The 3018-nt window shown below is 36.4% G+C and carries 3 protein-coding genes; all 3 read right to left on the bottom strand.

Annotation, left to right across the window (positions count from 1 at the left end; translation table 11 throughout):
- Window positions 1–167 precede the first annotated feature (167 nt).
- A complete protein-coding gene (istB, locus tag AC4MRQ_RS25440) occupies window positions 168–890 on the bottom strand; it encodes an IS21-like element helper ATPase IstB (RefSeq protein WP_491200546.1) in 723 nt (240 codons plus the stop codon).
- A gap of 1 nt (window position 891) precedes the next feature.
- Complete coding sequence (gene istA, locus AC4MRQ_RS25445; RefSeq protein WP_491200547.1) at window positions 892–2439, bottom strand: IS21 family transposase; 1548 nt, start codon at window positions 2437–2439, stop codon at window positions 892–894.
- Window positions 2440–2640: 201 nt separating this feature from the next.
- Entirely contained in the window at window positions 2641–2838 is a 198-nt protein-coding gene (locus tag AC4MRQ_RS25450) for a hypothetical protein (protein ID WP_491200548.1), read from the bottom strand.
- Window positions 2839–3018 lie beyond the last annotated feature (180 nt).

Raw genomic sequence — 3018 nt, forward strand, 5'->3', positions numbered from 1 at the left:
TTAATCAAGGTTATTGCTTAATTAAACTATTACCTTTTTTTTGGCCCAACTTTTTCTTATTTCCTATATTGTTACCAACTGCATATTCCGGTGAAGTTGACCCCTCGTTCCGGTCATATTGACCCCTCTGATTTTTCAGGTATGAACGAACGTCATATATGACAAATTTACATCATTTTCCTTAAAGTATCTGCTCCTTTTAATTCAATACGATATGAAGTATGTATTAGTCGATCTAAAATTGCATCAGCAATGGTTGCATCACCAATAATATCGAACCAGTTTGCAACCGGTAATTGACTTGCAATAATTGTAGATGCATTTCCATGTCTGTCTTCAATGATCTCCATTATGTCAAGTTGTTGTTGTTTGTCCAAGTGGAATAAACCAAAGTCGTCAAGTAGTAATAAATCTGTTTTTGATACCTTCAATAAAAACTGATGTATAGTACCTTCCAGTCGGGCTATTTTAGTTTGTTGAAACAGTTTTTGAACATTAAAGTAAGCAACCTTGTACCCTTGAGCGCACGCATGGTGACCTAATGCAGAAGTAATAAAGCTTTTACCGCTTCCGGTTGCACCAGTAATTAATATTGATTCTCCTTTTTGCAGGTAGTCACCGGTAGCAAGTTTTGTCATTAATTCTTTATCAAGGTGCCTGTCTCCTCCATATCTCAGTTCCTCAATAGAAGCTTGATACCTAAATTTTGCGGTTCTTTTTAAACGTTCAAACCTTCGATTTTCTCTGTCTTGTAATTCTGCTTGCAGTAATATTTCAAGACCTTCGCTTAAGGTTAATTCATGTAATCTTTTGGTCTCTTCCATAGCCTTCCAGCTATTCTTAAAACCATGCAAACGAAGTTGCATTAATTGGCTTTCAATGTTATTCATGTTATTCGAATTTAAATGATAATTGTTTATTATAATATTCTTTACCCCTGATGTTATCATGCATAGGAAGTTCTTGGTCTAAAATATTTTCCTTGTGATTTGTCATCTTGTTTTCAATGACGTTCTTAATAAATACATAACTATAAACCTCATTGTTTATAGCAATTTCACAAGCCTTATTGAAGGTTTCTTTATCGGTATTCCTGAAAAGATTAAATAGCCCGTCGCATGTGTTATATAATTGCTCCGGGTATTTGTTTTGGGAAAATATCAGTTCAACCAATCGTTTTAAATTAAGTGACAGTCCCGCGGCTTTATCTTTATAATATTCCGGACTGCGGTTTAAGTAATGCTGATGGGTTGAGCAGAGATGTTCTTTAACCGTAGTGTATTTGCCTTTGACATAACTCCGTTTATGAACAGCCAACTGTGTGCCTTTGTAGTATATCCGAACCATGGAACGGGTGTAAATAACTTTCAGCCTCTTCCCGATATAAGTGTACGGGGCACTATAGTAATGTTTATCTTCTCCAAGGTAGATATGATTGTTTTGCCCTAATGTGTGCTCCCTGTAATATTTAATTTCAAACGTATCTTTCGGCAGCTCTTGCAATGTGTGTTTTTCTTCTGATATAAAGAGCTCTTCGCGACAATAATCATGTTGCTGCATCCTGGTTTGATTGTGATGGGTAGTGTATTTTGCAATGGCTCTATTTAAGTCTTCTAATGAAAAGAACAATTGGTTTCTCATCTTTGCATACACCCTGCTATAAATCAATTTTACTTGATTTTCAACCAATGCTTTATCTTTTGGCTTTCGGCTACGTGCAGGAACTACGGATATATTATAATGATTGGCAAAGTCCTCCAATATTTTATTAATCGTAGGTTCATACTTATTCGCTTTGATTACAGCAGCCTTTAAGTTATCAGGGACAAGGGCTTTGGGCGATCCTCCCAATGTGTTTAGGCAACAAGTCAAGGCATATATAAAATCTTCTGTTTTTTGGCTATTTACAGCCATACAGAAGCTGTAGTCAGAAAAGGGCAGGCAGGCTACAAATACCTGACATTCGATAATTTCTCCGGTAGGTTTATCTACATAAGAGAGTTTCTTGCCGGCAAAATCAACAAATAGTTTCTCGCCGGGACGATGCGGCAAAACCATTGATGGATTCTTTTGTTTCAAATACTGGTCAAGATGAAAACAGAATTGGCTTAAGCTATACCCATCAGGATAACATAACCGATATTCTTCCCATAATAATTTCTTATTTACACCGACTCTGTTAAGTTCTTTTGAATAAAAATTTAGTTGCTCTTTTAATTGCTCAAAACGATTGTCTCTGTAAGCCGGATCTCCGGCATGGAAAACTTTTTCCAAACCTTGGTCATCCATTTTTAGCAATGTGTCAATGCTTAATTTTGAACAATGAAACTTCTCCAAATAACTTTTAACGGTATTCTTACTAACGCAAAGGTTCTTTGCTATTGTTTTTTTACCAATACCTTGCTTGTACTGCTGTAAGATTTGTTTTACTGTACTCATTTCTATAGGTTTTGCTGCCATATGTGTTCAATTAGAGATTGTTGTCTCTAATAAATCAAAACCTAAAAATGGGGGGTCAATATGCTCCGGTATCAGAAAAACAGACTTCCCAAGAGGGGTCAGCTTGCTCCGGTTCCTCGAACGAAATCCCTATGAATCAACCCTCCATGTTTTCTGAGGGGGTCAGTATCCGCCGGAATGTCATGCCGAAATCATACTGTTTTTATGGGGCGGAAAGGGGGTCAGCTTGCTCCGGTATATCCACTCATCAATTTTACCATTATCCATTAATTCAATTGCTTGATTTTTAAGTTCGATTGCTTTTTCTCTTTCTGTTTGAGCTTCGGAAATCATAAAGAATCCAAGGAAAATTAGAATAATCATTGAAAGCTTTTTCATCTGTTTTATTTATTTGTTAGTTCATTCATACTGTGCCGCTGCCGAAATTGCCTACAACGAACGGGAATGTGGTTAGGCGGGCACTTTATTGCACTAACCTTCTAAAATCGTTATATGGTTTCATCAATGTACTTACGTTTCAAATATAGTAAAACATGCCCGCTTAACTACATTTTGTGT

The sequence above is a fragment of the Carboxylicivirga sp. genome (assembly GCF_982718395.1).

Bases quoted from the DNA above. Each gene is read 5' to 3' on its own strand.
- AC4MRQ_RS25450 (WP_491200548.1), bottom strand. From the start codon at position 2,838: ATGAAAAAGCTTTCAATGATTATTCTAATTTTCCTTGGATTCTTTATG.
- istA (WP_491200547.1), bottom strand. From the start codon at position 2,439: ATGAGTACAGTAAAACAAATCTTACAGCAGTACAAGCAAGGTATTGGT.
- istB (WP_491200546.1), bottom strand. From the start codon at position 890: ATGAATAACATTGAAAGCCAATTAATGCAACTTCGTTTGCATGGTTTT.